The sequence below is a fragment of the Veillonella parvula genome (genome assembly GCF_032550495.1).
In the GTDB taxonomy this organism is placed as follows: Bacteria; Bacillota; Negativicutes; order Veillonellales; family Veillonellaceae; genus Veillonella; species Veillonella parvula_G.
In genome coordinates this window covers 404,052-418,919 of sequence record NZ_JAWFZJ010000002.1, presented here as the reverse complement: position 1 = coordinate 418,919, position 14,868 = coordinate 404,052, and the positions used below count along the sequence as shown (strand labels likewise).

Here is a 14,868-nt window from a genome sequence, read left to right as displayed (position 1 = left end):
TAATATCTGATATTTCATAGTTCCTTAGTCTCCCCTTTTAATAGGAACTTGTCTATACTGTTTATAAAAAAGCTAAAATATAAAAAATGAAACAACTATTGAATCTCTTCATTTAATAAAACAAAATATATACTGAATTATACTATTTCTCTATGAGGATAGTTTAAATATGGTCAAAAAAAAGAGGATTCCTAAGAATCCTCTTTTAAAATTTGGATTAACGACGATTTGCATCGAAGAAGTTAATAGCAACTTCTGGGAACATAGCGTAAGTCAATACGTCTTCGTCAGTGATGCCATTGTAGCCTTTAGAAGCTAAATCTTGACGGTAACCTTCCAATTCAGGTTCGATAAGATCTGCTGGACGGCAAGTAATAGGTTGTTCATCACCAATGATAGTTTGACGAATTTCATCAGAAATTGTACCAGGTAATTGACCATATTTACCACGAACAAGATCTTTAACTTCGTTAGGAACCATTTTGTAACGGTCGCCCATCATAACGTTCATCATAGCCATTGTACCAACGATTTGGGATGTTGGAGTTACCAATGGAGGGTAACCCAAGTCTTCACGAACGCGTGGCATTTCATCCATAACGTCAAAGAAGCGATCACCCATACCCATTTCGTTCAATTGGTTTTGAGTATTGGACAACATACCGCCAGGAATTTGGTAACGACGAACAGCAGGGATTACATCACTAGCTGGTTTCAAGTTGAATTCTTCTGCGATTTGTTGTTTTACTTTACGGAAGTGGTCAACTAATGGAATGTATTTATCAAGGTCAAGACCAAGATCCCATTCAGTACCTTTGAACATTTCAATCATAGTTTCAGTAGCTGGTTGGCTAGTTGCATGAGCAAATGGAGAGATAGCAGTATCGATAATATCTACGCCAGCTTTAGCAGCTTCCCAGTATGTAGTACTAGCAAGACCGCAAGTGAAATGGCTATGCAAGTCGATTGGCAATTCGCCAAAACGTTTTTTGAAAGTAGAAACCAAATCATATGCATCAGCAGGTCCTAACAAACCAGACATATCTTTGATACAAAGAGAATCAGTACCCATTTCTACCAAAGTTTCAGCTACTTTCAAGAAGCTTTCAGTTGTGTGAACTGGAGAAATTGTGTATACCATAGCGGATTGAACGTGTGCACCAGCTTTTTTGGAATACTTAATAGCAGCTTCCATATTGCGTGGGTCATTCAATGCGTCGAAAATACGGATACGGTCGATACCATTTTTTACAGCCGCATTACAGAATGCTTCTACTACGTCGTCGGAGTAGTGTTTATAGCCCAACAAATTTTGACCGCGAAGCAACATTTGCAATGGGGTATTTTTCAAATTAGCTTTCAATTTGCGAAGGCGTTCCCATGGATCTTCATTCAAGAAACGAAGACAGCTGTCATAAGTAGCGCCGCCCCAACATTCAAGAGCTTCATAACCAATATCATCTAAAAGGCCGAGCACTGGTTCCATTTGTTCGTAGCGCATACGTGTTGCCAAAATAGATTGATGACCGTCACGAAGAACGGTTTCGCAAATTCTTAATTTTTTAGCCATGTTAATCCTCCAAATCGAAATAGTCTGTGTATGTAACTTTATACACTCATTAAACAACTATCTCATACCTATTTTTTTTACGATTTTTTCGATGTCTGCTCACACTAGCCAAACGCGCTAAAATCGTAATACATACTTATATTAGACTACTTATAAAATTCTTTGTCAACAACCACATTATGCTATTTACTCATAATCTCATGTATTCAAAGATGATTTTTTCGTGATGAATATCACAAAAAACTGCAGAGGAACTAGAGTTTAGCATGTATGTTTAATCAAATTAAATTTTCTGTAATTGCTCATTTTAATGAGAAACTAAAAATTATATCGTAATAATTTTTGGTTATTATTAAATACTTTTCAAAATATATCGGTATTTATAAATGTAGTAATTCGATAAACGTCGGTATGTTTATAAGCTCATCAATTTTATTAATAACTAAGCCGATATTTTTAAATGCATAAACATGCAAAAGAACCTGCCCATTTACGGACAGGTTCTGACCTAATCTTTAAAATTTGATAGTCTCCATTATACGGCTTACTTCTCAGGCTTAACCTTTTTAGGCGCAGTTTCAAGGACAATATTTTTACCTTCCCGTTTCACCTGAATAGAGAAAGCCCCTTCCCCTTCTTTAAAATACTCCATCTTGATATCAAGGAGCATTTTACCAATCATAGTCTCTACTTTTTCAGTTAAGAACTCACGGTAAAAAGCATCTTCTTTTTGCTTTGGACTTTGATGAACTACTGGTTTCTTAGCATCTCGCTCCATATTGAGCATAGTATCTTCGAAATTTTCTGTATCCTTAAAATTTTTCATCATATCCGCATCAGATAAACCTTTTTGAATTTTAAACTTTGCCATGTGTATCTCCTATCAGTTCAAAAATTGTTTTTTTTACGCGTACTGGATCAATACCAGACATACAATATTGATCTGGCTTAGGACAACGTCGTTTTCGGCAGCCCAAGCAATCTAATTCGTCATTTACGAGCACCTTAAAGGTCCCCGTCAGAGGGCCCCATAATTTAGGGTCCGTAGGGCCAAAGAGTGCTACTACAGGCTTATTTAAAGCTAATGCAATATGCAGAGCTCCCGTATCAGCAGTAACTACTACATCACAACTTTCAATTAAAGCCCCTAATTCTTGAAGTGTCGTTTTCCCTAACATATTCAGAACAATTTTATCAATACCCTCATCTGTCAAAGAGTCTAGCAAGGGTTTGTATTGAGCAGCCTCTTTAGGACCACCTAAGCAAACAAAATTCGCTCTATATTGAAGGGATTTAATGAGGGAGTACCATTTTTCCTGAGGCCACTCTTTCGTTGCCCAAGAGGTACCTAATACTAGTCCAACACGTAAAGGTGTATCTACTACTCCTCTATTTAAAGAAATATCTTTATTAATCGATTTCCATTGTTTTTCTGCCCAACTATGCAAATTTGATGGCACCTGAAAGTCCATGTGGTACAACGTATTAACATTAGATTCATTTAGTGAACAACTACTCTCAACACCGTCTTTAACAATGCTAAGCGATGTATCTAAATTTGTATGTTCAGTAACAGCCTTTGTTAACAACTGAGCTACCTCTACATAACGTTTAATCACGTGTTCCGAGCTAGGCTTCGTTTTATAGTTAGTAAACAGCCAATTCAACTCTTTTGTGCCACCAAGGCCAAGTCTAATGGGGGCTCCTGAAGCTAATAGTACTAGCCCTGTTATGAGTCGCCCTTGCACATCAACGGCTACATCAAATTTATAAGGCTCTAATTTGGCCTTAAGATCCCACCACATGCGCCACATTGTAGGAATATGTAGTTTTTTAGAATGTGCCTCATATATATCCCGTTCCCAGGGAATAATTTTATCTACATAGGGATTACCCTGTAAAAGCTCTGCCATACTAGGCGTTACAATCCAATGCAACTTAGCATCAGGATACTGTTCCTTAATCCACCGCGCAGCAGGTGTAGCATGCAAAACATCACCTATGTAACTAAGGCGTACAAATAATATATTCATAGATATCCTTAGGGTACATACTATTATAGGAATAAAGCCTTTATAATGAAAGAACATTATAAAGGCTTTTTCTTAAGATTTCTTTTTACTACCACTACTATTTAATGATTTAGAAGATGTAGTATCTTCTGTTACCTTAGTAGTTTCTTCACTACCATTCTTAATGATGTTTTTTACATCTGATAATGTCAACTCATTAAATGTAGTAGGGTGGTTGTATTTGTAAACTGGATTGAAGCCTACACCTAATTTACCAGTGTAAACAGTCAATGCATTATTGTCCTCATCAACACGGGCGATGTAGATGGTTTTGTCCATATCAACACCGATAAAGCGGAAACGCCCTTCAGGGTTGATAACACGCCATCCCCCTTCAATGCCGTTGAACATGAATACATCCCCAGTTCTCACATTATCGTAGAAGAAGTTATCTTCATCGTAGAATACACCGATATGACCGATATCAGTAGCTTGCATGTAAACGCGACGTGTATCGTAGTTAGCATCGGTACGATAAATGCGATATGTGTGTTCTTGAACTTTTACCTTCATATACACCACATTTGTCGCTTCAGAGTACGCAGCATCTACGATTTTACTGCCCCGAGGCAAGTCTTCAAGTTTTGTATCAACTTCGTGTTCGGGGTCATCCGCATTAAGACGAGCCATGACAACATCTCTTGAGTCATATAAACCCATGACAGCATAGTTACGGTCTGGCATCCAGTTGAAGTAACTAATCGAACGGCCCTTCAAATCGATATTTGTGGGCTTACTTTCATTAGCCTTGTAAATTTTTAGAGAGTTCTCTGTAACAACAGCCATAAATTGACGGTCATAGGATACATACTTAGTGCCTTCCTTCACATCAGGGAAGTTTTTCGTATCATCTTTTGATGCGCCTGCTACGTTAAATTCTGTAGTCGGTGCAAACATATATTGATCAAGGTATAGGTATACCCCACCTTGCAGAAGAATACCTACCGCAAAGGCGCTCAGTACACGCGTAAAAGGTTTCATCTGTCCTCCTATTTCACGATAAACGCCGTTGGGATCATGCGTTCCCCTAACAAATCGGCAGGTTTATTTACGACTTTACCATTTAGGTACAAAGTTGAACTAGAACCGCCATCTAAATTTGCTGCAATGTAGCAACCTTTTTCAAATAGAATATCTTGTACGTCACGCAAGGTAGCCCCAATAGAATACCCTGGTTGGCGACCATCGATTACGAGGAATAGAACTGTACCATCTTTCTTTTGACCGATAGCAGTACGAGGACCTACGCCCCAGCCACCATCACCTTCGGTAATCATCTTCTTACCATCAACGATAAGAGGTGGACCAAAGGTAATACCTTCCATGGCTTTCATATCACTGAGCTGAGTTTTATCATAGTTACCAGCGATAAGATTACCAGATTTAGAGAAACCTACAAAGTCTACGTCTTCATCAGGGCCTACATCCTTACCGATAACGTACTCACCATCATGCAAGATGAAACCATATGGCAAACGGCCTGTACCAGTACCATTAGGGTCGTGGAAACCACCGCCATTAATCGCTGCTACAGCATTATTCATTTTTGCAATATTACTTGTAGTATCGCCTTTTTCTTGAATATTAGCCGCTGTGCCTACTTGGATACGACGAGGATCTGGAATTTCTAAAATATAGCCTACATAACGAGCAGACTGGATTTTTTCAAGATTTAAAGTCTTATCTTCACGAGCATTAAACTTGAACAAATCTTGGCTTTTAACGACCCCTACAGTCCCCAAAATAGATTGTAACTCGTCTTCATTAAACAACCATGTAATGTAATGAGGATGGCGAGATTGTAAGATAGCACCAATTACAGCGCGCTTTACATTATTAAATGGTCCAAAGAGCACCACGAAGGGTGATGTGACAACGGTAAATAAGAACACCATAATGATGAACTTTACCCAATTCTTTTTGAACAATGTATTTCTCCTTATAAATCAGTGAAATGTTCGGTGCTAATGCGTTCTTCAAAATGCTTGATATCCACCGCATTGCCTACCCAAACACGCAAAATATTATATGGATTATCACCAGTATGAGCCCAGCCAGATTTCATAGCCATCCCCATTTTAATGCCAGCTTTCTTAGATGCTGAGTCGGTGAATTCATTTTTATCTCCATATGGATAGCAGAACCAAGGATTATCCTTAATGCCTACTTCTTTAGAAAGTGCCTCTTGGGCCTTTGTAATATTTTCAATTTGTTTTGCCTCTGACAATTGGCCCATTTCTATGTGTTGGAAACCATGGTTTGAAATAGTAATACCATTTTTGTGCATTTCACGCACTTGATCCCAAGTTAGACGCGTCCCAACATCGCCAGGATTAATAAATACAGTCGCCGGGAATCCATATTCTTTCATAATTGGATATACGATAGAATATGTATCTGCATAACCGTCATCAAAGGTTAACACAACAGGTTTTTCAGGCACCGCAGCACCATTTACAACATAATCATACAATTGATCCATCGTCAATGGATTATAGCCATTATCCTTGAGGAACTTCATTTGTTCTCTAAACAAATCCTCCCGAATAACTGCATCATTATCTTTGTCGTCGCCGACTTTATGATACATAAGAACAGGAATACCCGTTGGATGTACCATCTTAACTTCTTTTGCAGGCGGTACTGAACTAGTAGGTTCTGTTTTTTGTGAAAGCAATCCACAACCTGCCACAACCATTGCCAATACCAAAACTAACAGTGTTACCAACGGAATCCGTTTCATAGGTCCTCCTCTATTAGAACACAATTATATACAGAATATTATAACATTTCCATGAAGAATAGTAAAAATTAACGCTTTATTAGTACTTCATCAATCGATTTTCGAGGTCTAGGATACATAGTTTCATCTGGAATACCTATAGCAATGATTGCCTGTACATCGTGAGGAATATTTAAAAAGGCTTTACTTTCACTTTGCATAAAATACACATCATTCATCCACAGTGTACCTAACCCAATTGCTTTTGCCCCCAATAAAATATGTTCTATAAAAGCGCCAATAGCTTGTAGATCACTTTTCTCCCACACGCGAGTATAGTCAGGCAAGTGATCATAAGGATTAACTACAAAGAGTAAATCGCTAGCTGTTTGCATAGCCTTAAGGCTAATTTCTAAGCTGCCAAAATGTTCTTTTCGCTCTTTATATTGCTCTAACACCTGAAAGCCTAAATTCACAAAATGTTCTTTCTCCACTGCCGTCACATGAATAACCTGCCAGGGCTGACGATTTTTAGGCGATGGAGCTCGCATTCCGAGGGTTACCAAATTTTGAATTATGTCTTCTCCAACCGAAGAAGATTTTTTATACCGACGTACACTAGTTCGCGCATTTATAACATCTATTATTTCCATATTTTCACCAAAAGATCTAACATTATCTAAAGTAATAACCTATATCTCCATAAATAGTATGCAAACTATTATTATCAAAAGATTGTAAAAAATTAAACTAGCTTTATCGACTCTTATATTGTAATACACTCAATAATGCTTTAATATTCTAATTATAATACACATTACTAGAATTATATTCATCTAATAGATAAAGGATTCTCTATGAAAAAACGCTTAAGCCTTATACAAATGGACGTCCATGTAAACGAAGTGGAATACAATTATGCGCGCGTCCAAGAATTACTTTCACAAGCCCTATCAGAAAAGCCTGACATTATCGTCTTGCCCGAAACATGGAATACAGGATTTCATCCATCTAAGGATTTAATCAATATTTCTGACAGAAATGGAGAAAGAACAAAAGCTTTATTAAGTACATTCGCAAAAGAACACAATGTAAACATTGTGGGCGGTTCTGTAGCCGTAGCAAAAGAGGATTTAGTATTTAATACATCCTATGCTTACAACCGTGAAGGCAAGCTCGTAGGAGAGTATTCCAAAATGCACGGATTTAGTCCTGCTAAAGAGGACCAATACTTCGCTAGCGGTACGCATACCACTCATTTTGAATTGGATGGCATTCCTTGTAGTACGGTTATCTGTTACGACATTCGCTTCCCTGAGCTCGTAAGAATGGCTGCATTATCAAATACAGAGCTATTATTTGTACCTGCTCAATGGCCTACTATGCGTTTACGCCACTGGCAAGTATTAAACGAAGTGCGAGCTATTGAAAACCAACTCTTCTTATGTGCTGTCAACGGCTGTGGTACAGTAGGTCGAGTTCAAAGCACTGGTCACTCCGCTGTATACGATCCATGGGGTACAAACCTCCTCGAAATGGACACTAGGGAGGGCATCTCATCTGTAGATATCGACCTCACCGTAGTAGAGGATATTCGCAATAAAATTAACATTTTTAGAGATCGCAAACCTGAACTCTACAAACTATAAAACAAAGGCACATTGTATTGAACACCCATCTAAAATTATTTCATTGTTAGATAGCCTGTTCATATGACAATGTGCCTTTTTTATTTTATTGTACTGTAGTAAGGAAATAAATGACTCTAGTTTGCTCTGGATTAACGGCCATGCCTGCAACAGTAAACATATTATATGAATAATCAAATTTAAAGATGTAGAATGTGTACTCTGCGTTAAATGGTCGCTTTACTTCTTTATACGAATAGTAACCTAAATATTTTTTCTGTAAAGTCTTATTTTCATCATTAGGCAACACTTTATCAGAACTTAATTTACTAGTATCTTGCTCTAAGTCCAAAACCATTTGATTATTCATTTGGTTAGAGAGCTCACGATCAACCTTTCGCTTAATATTCTCATTGCTTAGCGCCATTTTATATTGATACATATTATTGAATATATTAGTTACTTCAATCCATTCTTTTGGCAATATAGTAGACAAGTATTTTCTATAATTCGTCTTAACATCTTCGTACGGTTTAATAGAAACACGTTCAGCCTCACCCTTAGTAATAATAACCTTAGCATGACTTTCTGCATCTTGAATATAAGGTTTTAGTTCTGATGGTTTGCCTGTAAAAGAAACTTGAATATACCGACCATCTTCAATCGCCTTAGGCGGCTTTAAATGAATATCAACCTGTTTAGCAAAAGAAGGTATTTTCTTTGGAAAACCAGATAAATCATTTACTTTATTTATATCTATATGATTGTAATATTCCTTGTCATTAACTGGATACTTACTGCTTTCTCTAAAATTAATGGCCTTTACAATTTGTTTTTCAATTTCTTCTCGTGTATAAGGATTTTTAATAAGGTCTCGTTGTGGCACACTTCTTATTGTTCTATTATGTTCCTCAATATGAGCGTGCATACGTGATTCTACCTCTCGATGTAGCAACATTTGTTCATTAAATGTTTTTTTAGCAACGGACATAACAGCATAAGATAATTCTGTTTCGCCCGTAACTTTACTTTCCAAATAAGGCATAACTTCTTGAGATTGTACTCTATCAAGTTGAGTAGTTTTTGCGCCTAATGGCGTTGATACAGATGGAATGGGTATCTGCTCAGCATTTATTATTCCTATATTAGAAACCAATGCTGTCGCAACTAGTACAATTCCTTTTAAATTCATTCAAGTCTCCATCAAATAATTATATTAAAAAACTGGCTATACATCTCATATAGTTAGTCATATACATTAAAACTCAATAAGCTTCCACATATCTTCTGGAACCTGTTCTAGAGGTTTATTTTTTGCAATTGCTTCTTTTAGAATATCAATAGTATCTTGCACCTCTTGTTTATCCTTTGTATCAGGATCATGAAGGATGACACGATTTAAAGAATCTTCACCAAATTGTTTTACATATTCTTTTTCCACTTGATTAAGTTCACGGCGTAAATATTTCATAGATAATAACCTCCCAATATATTTAATCTAATATATTAAGAAGTACTTGTCTATAATTCAAATATTTTCTATACACATTTTCAGCTAATAATAAGCAATTTAAAGTTACAAATTAATATTTTTATCTCATAAATCATTTACATGAATTCTATAGAAATGGTAGTATTAACAATGCAATAGGATTTAGTTATTAAGAAAGAAAGGTAATAACTATGTTTTCATTTCTACAACCTAAAGAGGCAAAATCATCAGTTCCACAAAGCATGATTATGAATCTATATTATAAATATAGATTGCAATCATTAATTGGTATTTTTATAGGTTATGCTGCGTACTATATTGTTCGTAATAACTTTGCCTTATCAACACACTTTTTATCAGATATCCTCCATATGAGCAAAACAGAAATTGGTTTGCTATCTAGTGGTATGCTTATCGCTTATGGTTTAAGTAAAGGCTTTATGAGTAGTCTTGCGGACAAAGCAAGTCCTGCCAAGTTTATGGCTTTCGGTCTCATTTGCTGTGCAATTATCAATATCTTTATGAGCTTTGCCGATAGTCTCGCCTTCTTCTTAGTTTTAGTAGTACTAAATGGCTTTTTCCAAGGATTTGGTGTAGGACCATCCTTTATCACCTTAGCTAAATGGTACCCAAAACAGGAACGTGGCCGTTATGGAGCTATCTGGAATATTTCACACAATCTCGGTGGTGGTATCGTAGCACCAATCGTAGCCGCCGCATTATATTTCACTACTACAGATCACTGGCAATTAGGGAGTTATGGTGTACCAGCGCTTATTGCAGTTATCATAGCAATTGCCATTTCTTTCTTAATCAAAGAAAGCCCTGAACGTGAAGGCTTACCACCAACAAGTGAAATCATCGCCGACACAGCTCATAAGGCGCACAGAAGTTCTGAAGCACCGCATATGAGCACAAGAGAAATCTTTGTAAAATACGTATTAAAAAATAAAAACGCTTGGTATGTATCATTAGTTGACACCTTTGTTTACATGATTCGCTTTGGTATGCTTACTTGGCTTCCAATTTATTTATTACAAGTAAAGGGTTTCTCCAAAGCAGAAATGTCTGTTGCCTTTTTATTCTTTGAATGGGCGGCTATCCCTTCAACTATTTTTGCAGGTTACATTTCCGATAAATTCTTTAAAGGTTATCGCATGCCACCTGCAATCATTGCTATAAGTATTATCTTCTTCTGTATATTTGGTTATTGGCAAAGCGAGTCTCTCTTATGGGTTACTTTCTTCGCTGCTATTGTAGGTTGTTTAATCTACATTCCTCAATTCTTAGCTTCAGTACAAACTATGGATATTGTACCACCATTTGCAGTAGGTTCTGCTGTTGGTCTTCGTGGATTCATGAGTTACATTGTTGGTGCAAACTTAGGTACAACACTATTTGGTGTTTTAGCAGATAAATTTGGTTGGAATGCAGGTTTCTATCTTTTATTAGTAGCATGTGTTCTTTGTATTACATTCTGTGTATTGGCTCATTTTGGCGCCAAAGAATTAGATGCTAAAGAAGCTGAACTTGAACAACTTCAACCAGCTGAAGCTAATAGCTAACCCCTAACAAATAAATCCTATAGTAAAAAGGTCGTAATATGTATTAATACATGTTACGACCTTTTATTTACCCCACGAAAGGGACTCCTATATAACCGATGTGTTTTCATCAACGCATAGTTCTGGAAATAATGAAAGCACAAACCACAATGATACCAAGGACTATACTCCCAGCTACTATATAAGGCCAGGTAAGTACATCCCGTACATCATTCAATATTTTTATATCAAAGATTGGCATATAAAGTAGTAAGTTCCCCAAAATCCAACCGATTGGTCCTATGAACTTTAGCTTCTTAATCGTATCCATTTTATCTAGAATAGACTCGGTTACCTCTGAATCCTTTTCGACAGATACGTATTCTTTATTAATGTAAAAGCCTTTTGAATATTCCGTTTCAAAAGCCCACTCTTGAACAGAAAACGTAGCAGTACCATCAGCATTTTCATACTCTTTATATTTAGCAGTATCAGTAGTACCTACGTCTACCTCACCCCAAGTGCCCGTTACCATCTCATAACCACTATCTATGAGTTTCATATCGGCTGGTAGTGCTTTTCCACACAACTTGGAAAACTGGTACGCATCTCGCTTCTTATCCCAACTGAGCCAAAACTCTGCATTATTCTTATGCCTAACTAACTTATACTCATACCCAATTTTTCCATGAGTATCAATATAGCGTATCTTGCCTAAAATCGTATATAGATCCCTTCGGATACGTAACGTCTCACCATAATTAAAAACCATAATCTTCTCTCATATTGAAAACTATATATAAATGTATATTACTAATTACTATGATTGTACACGGATTGTGAAAACCTGCCAACACTTCTCAGGTTTAAAAGGAGAAGATAAACTCATTAAATATATTTTAATATCAAAATAACGAAAAAAAGACCTACAGTAAACTGTAGGTCCTTATATTTGGTGCGGTTGGCGGGACTTGAACCCGCACGAGCGTTAGCTCACCACCCCCTCAAGATGGCGTGGCATTTAAAGTTCACACACAAAACTTATAAATACAGCAATTATCTAGCTCGATTACTAGCGTATCTATTTATATTTCACTATATTTTTATATAATATGATGTCAAAATGATGTCATATATACATTTATATTTCTCGGATAGAATAGTGGAGTCCAAAGAATTTGATAAGCTTCAAAACATTAGATCTACAATATCTCCTTGGGGCAGGAATCAGTAACGATTTATCGCTATTAATGTATACCGCCTTTACATTTTCTTTCCAAACAAATTCAGGGAAATGCTCAGCTAATCCCAAAACTTCCCAAGCCTCTCTGTCAACAGCAAGTATCCCTTGACCTAATTCCCTTTGCATGGAACATATTACGTCCCACGCTTCAGCATAGTTCGACACGGGCACTGGGTCCCTCATAAAATGTGGATTACAATTAAGAATTTTCAGCATTACTCCCACCTCCTATTATTACCCTAATTACACCATATTTTTAGATTGTATGCAATAAATTAAATATAAAAAAAAGACCTTACCAAGTTATATCCTGGTAAGGTCTTTTATATAGTCAATCCATGAGTCCACCTGCTCATGCTCAGGAGATGTATGGATCACCTCTCAGTCATCGACGAATTGCACCTGCCAATCCAAATACACCGCTTACCACGGCCCATGTGTCACGTTGCCGTTTAAGGCGCTGTTCGGTTCGTTTGTTGCGTTTGATTTGTTCTGTCAATTCTTCTAATGAGGTCGAGGCTTCGTTCAATTTCGCTTCTTGCGTTGTCAAGAGATTGGAGGCTTTCGTTAATTCTTGCCCCTGTTTCTCGTTGATTGCTTTGAGCGCGTTCAATTCCTTCGTCCGTTCTTCGTTGATAATCTTCAATTCTGTTAATGCTGTTCCCTGCGTCGCGGTTAAGCTGTTGGCTTGCTGCAATACTTTCTCGGAGTTGTTGATTGAGCTTTCTGCTTTCATCAAGCGCCCTTTGAGTTCGTTCCAACTGCTCACGGGTACGCTGATAGTCGGCTCTTGTGTCGAGGTACCCTCCGATGAGGCTGCATGCGAAATAGATGGAAATAATGCTAAGCACACCACAAATAACACGCTTAAGAGTAAACGCAGATATAACTTTGTTCTTGATAGTTTCATACATGGTAACTCCTTCCTAAATTGTACTACCCCACTGAGCACCCCACCATCGAGCGGTGCCACGTAACCAGTCACCACCACTCCATCGTTCGTCGCCCTCATGGCACACCAAGAGGTCCCATCGGTCAACGTTGGAGTCTGGGCCGTACGTATTATTTGGATAGCCCGTCGGATCTAAATAATAGAGGTCCAAGCCGTCCCGATTATCTGCTGCTTCGGCGTGCGTCATCTGATGTTGTAGGTCAAGTGGCACACCTGCATTAATAGTAAGCACCGCCATAATTTGTGTCATAGTGGCCAACTGTTCTTTTGTTGGTGGTTCACTACCTAGGTTATTTTCACTGACTGCATCCCAACACGCTTCAATGGCAATGCCTACAGCGTTACTATTGCGCATATAGGTGTGTTCCTTATAATCGGTTAAGGTCTCTATATCGGTCCACATTGTACCTGCTCGGTCGATGTTGATATGGTAATCTGTGAAGTGCTTACCACCTTTTACCCCTGTCCAATGATAGTACGCCTTTTCAATTTGGCCATAGGCATCTAGCGCTAGGTCTTTTAACTCGTCCATTGTAATTTGTCTAAACATTTATTTCCCCCTCTCGTCATGGTTAATATCATCCTCTAATTGTTGTATGCCAGGTCTGTTCATAGGCAATGTATTTGGTTCCTCAAGCTTATCTGGAATCCCGTTATGGTTCTTATCGATGAACATGCCACACAATCCAACAATGGTCATAAGCACTGATGGTACGAATATATGGTCAATTATAAGAATACCCTTATCGATAAGCTGATTCGCTTCAGGGGATACATACCCCTTAATCGTCGATAGCACATACTGGGCAACGACTAATATCATCGGTACTAGCATGACGAGGACCAATGCCCTCGTTGCTAATACACCTGTTGGCCGTATGCCAGCTATTCGAATGGACTTATATGACCGCTTAATGCGGTTAATAATCGCTAGCTTATCCATTACCCCTCCATGCCTTTATGATTTCAATCGTATATTGAAATATTTTTCCTATATCAATTAGGTCATCTTCAACCATTTCACGTAGGTTTTCAATAATAGACCAACACTCAGCGAAGAATGGTATCAGCATAAATGCATAAGAGAATATATGGTCTAAGAATAGATTGGTGTTTGGTATTGGGATATCAGGTAATGAAATAAATACAATGGATAGTATCATCCATGCCGGATATTGTATGCATAGTTTCTTTAATAGATCACCTCTAAGGCGCTCACTCATTAAATATCTACGCCGTTCACCGGTAGTTTCATCGATATACCTACCTTTTCCCCATCCATACCAGGTCAATGTTGTTAGTAGTGTAATAGGATTATTAGGCCTGTGATTATCTTTGTTATACCGCAACACTTCTGCAGCAATCCGCTGTATTGTGTCCACAAATAACAATGTAGTGGTTAAAATAATCACTACCCCCATACTGACTATATGTTCATGCGATATACCACTGATGAGCATGATTAAAATATCATTAAGAATATCCATTCACTCCCCCATGCCCTTATGATTCTTCATCTAAAGCCATTAAATCATTGTGCACGCATCCTTCTGTTGGACATGTACCGTCATCGTTGAGTACCTCCCAGCAGTACTCACAGAATTCCATAACAGGAACTTTGCTATCACCGATATATTTAGGCATA

18 protein-coding genes are annotated in these 14,868 nt (G+C 37.6%); 2 read left to right on the top strand and 16 right to left on the bottom strand.

Translation table 11 applies throughout. The features are described from left to right. Window positions 1-217: 217 nt before the first annotated feature. The 7 genes from E6X37_RS06200 to E6X37_RS06170 form a co-directional block, all read right to left on the bottom strand. Window positions 218-1,570: a pyruvate carboxylase subunit B gene (locus tag E6X37_RS06200; RefSeq protein WP_008602782.1), complete on the bottom strand. Its 1,353-nt coding sequence runs from the start codon at window positions 1,568-1,570 to the stop codon at window positions 218-220. Between the two features lie 544 nt (window positions 1,571-2,114). Further along, window positions 2,115-2,441: a hypothetical protein gene (locus tag E6X37_RS06195; RefSeq protein ID WP_004698343.1), complete on the bottom strand. Its 327-nt coding sequence runs from the start codon at window positions 2,439-2,441 to the stop codon at window positions 2,115-2,117. Next, complete coding sequence (locus tag E6X37_RS06190; protein WP_316689687.1) at window positions 2,428-3,603, bottom strand: glycosyltransferase family 9 protein; 1,176 nt, start codon at window positions 3,601-3,603, stop codon at window positions 2,428-2,430. The genes E6X37_RS06195 and E6X37_RS06190 overlap by 14 nt, the downstream gene beginning before the upstream one ends. A 72-nt stretch (window positions 3,604-3,675) precedes the next feature. Continuing rightward, complete coding sequence (locus tag E6X37_RS06185; protein ID WP_278466872.1) at window positions 3,676-4,623, bottom strand: hypothetical protein; 948 nt, start codon at window positions 4,621-4,623, stop codon at window positions 3,676-3,678. Between the two features lie 8 nt (window positions 4,624-4,631). Continuing rightward, window positions 4,632-5,570: a phosphodiester glycosidase family protein gene (locus E6X37_RS06180; protein WP_004693677.1), complete on the bottom strand. Its 939-nt coding sequence runs from the start codon at window positions 5,568-5,570 to the stop codon at window positions 4,632-4,634. 11 nt (window positions 5,571-5,581) lie between these two features. Continuing rightward, complete coding sequence (locus tag E6X37_RS06175) at window positions 5,582-6,385, bottom strand: polysaccharide deacetylase family protein (RefSeq protein ID WP_278466875.1); 804 nt, start codon at window positions 6,383-6,385, stop codon at window positions 5,582-5,584. Window positions 6,386-6,453: 68 nt separating this feature from the next. Next, window positions 6,454-7,017, bottom strand: a complete 564-nt coding sequence (locus E6X37_RS06170; RefSeq protein WP_278466878.1) for a nitroreductase family protein — start codon at window positions 7,015-7,017, stop codon at window positions 6,454-6,456. A gap of 204 nt (window positions 7,018-7,221) precedes the next feature. Here E6X37_RS06170 and E6X37_RS06165 point away from each other — a divergent pair, with 204 nt between their 5' ends. Then, complete coding sequence (locus tag E6X37_RS06165) at window positions 7,222-8,013, top strand: carbon-nitrogen family hydrolase (RefSeq protein WP_077708181.1); 792 nt, start codon at window positions 7,222-7,224, stop codon at window positions 8,011-8,013. Between the two features lie 85 nt (window positions 8,014-8,098). On the opposite strand, the gene E6X37_RS06160 is transcribed toward E6X37_RS06165, so the two are convergent. Beyond that, window positions 8,099-9,184 (bottom strand): hypothetical protein, encoded by a 1,086-nt coding sequence (locus E6X37_RS06160; RefSeq protein ID WP_004698384.1) that lies wholly within the window; start codon window positions 9,182-9,184, stop codon window positions 8,099-8,101. 66 nt (window positions 9,185-9,250) lie between these two features. Next, entirely contained in the window at window positions 9,251-9,463 is a 213-nt protein-coding gene (locus E6X37_RS06155; protein WP_008602789.1) for a hypothetical protein, read from the bottom strand. A gap of 212 nt (window positions 9,464-9,675) precedes the next feature. Here E6X37_RS06155 and pgtP point away from each other — a divergent pair, with 212 nt between their 5' ends. After that, window positions 9,676-11,049 (top strand): phosphoglycerate transporter PgtP, encoded by a 1,374-nt coding sequence (gene pgtP / locus E6X37_RS06150; protein ID WP_004693689.1) that lies wholly within the window; start codon window positions 9,676-9,678, stop codon window positions 11,047-11,049. A gap of 109 nt (window positions 11,050-11,158) precedes the next feature. On the opposite strand, the gene E6X37_RS06145 is transcribed toward pgtP, so the two are convergent. The 7 genes from E6X37_RS06145 to E6X37_RS06115 form a co-directional block, all read right to left on the bottom strand. Further along, window positions 11,159-11,800, bottom strand: a complete 642-nt coding sequence (locus E6X37_RS06145) for a hypothetical protein (RefSeq protein WP_008602791.1) — start codon at window positions 11,798-11,800, stop codon at window positions 11,159-11,161. A 369-nt stretch (window positions 11,801-12,169) separates the two neighbouring features. Then, a complete protein-coding gene (locus tag E6X37_RS06140; protein ID WP_077708171.1) occupies window positions 12,170-12,487 on the bottom strand; it encodes a hypothetical protein in 318 nt (105 codons plus the stop codon). A gap of 169 nt (window positions 12,488-12,656) precedes the next feature. Next, entirely contained in the window at window positions 12,657-13,181 is a 525-nt protein-coding gene (locus E6X37_RS06135) for a hypothetical protein (protein ID WP_287501922.1), read from the bottom strand. A 16-nt stretch (window positions 13,182-13,197) separates the two neighbouring features. Then, complete coding sequence (locus E6X37_RS06130) at window positions 13,198-13,773, bottom strand: N-acetylmuramoyl-L-alanine amidase (protein WP_195395056.1); 576 nt, start codon at window positions 13,771-13,773, stop codon at window positions 13,198-13,200. Further along, window positions 13,774-14,166: a hypothetical protein gene (locus E6X37_RS06125; RefSeq protein WP_278470796.1), complete on the bottom strand. Its 393-nt coding sequence runs from the start codon at window positions 14,164-14,166 to the stop codon at window positions 13,774-13,776. Next, window positions 14,159-14,710: a hypothetical protein gene (locus E6X37_RS06120; RefSeq protein ID WP_077708168.1), complete on the bottom strand. Its 552-nt coding sequence runs from the start codon at window positions 14,708-14,710 to the stop codon at window positions 14,159-14,161. Before E6X37_RS06120 ends, E6X37_RS06125 begins: the two co-directional genes overlap by 8 nt. A gap of 16 nt (window positions 14,711-14,726) precedes the next feature. After that, the gene (locus E6X37_RS06115) at window positions 14,727-14,867 is read right to left on the bottom strand and encodes a hypothetical protein (protein ID WP_174892239.1); all 141 of its coding nucleotides are present in this window, start codon (window positions 14,865-14,867) and stop codon (window positions 14,727-14,729) included. Window position 14,868: the final 1 nt, after the last annotated feature.